Raw genomic sequence first — 407 nt, forward strand, 5'->3', positions numbered from 1 at the left:
GCCTTCTGATGGTCTACGGAAGCGCCCAGCTGCCATACCTGATTCTCGCGGTGATCGTCGCATGCGCACTACTCGGACGTATGCGGATCCCCCCTGCCGCAGGCGTGTGGGTCTTTGCGCTCGTGTCGATTCCGTTGGCCGCCGTCATCGCGGGGACCTCGTCCAGCGTCCTGTCGAGTTCCTACGTGGGTGTCAAGCTCGGACTCCTGGTAGGGCTTACGCCCTTCATCATCCGCTACTATGCCGTTGAGCGGGAGTCCTTTACGCGACTAGCGGTCGTCGGTTTCCTCACGGTGCAATCGATTTCCGCCGCGGTCGGTATCGTTCAGCTCACCGGCGCGTCCGTGGCCGGCCTCAGTGCAAACTCGGGCCGTGCCAACGGCCTGGCTATTCACCCTAATGTGCTC

1 protein-coding gene is annotated in these 407 nt (G+C 62.7%); it reads left to right on the forward strand.

Features of this window, described 5'->3' with window-relative positions:
* On the forward strand, positions 1 to 407 hold a 407-nt coding region (locus tag AC07RN_RS21400), incomplete at both ends, for a hypothetical protein (RefSeq protein WP_478337286.1).

The organism is Lelliottia sp. GFLA7, from assembly GCF_056490165.1.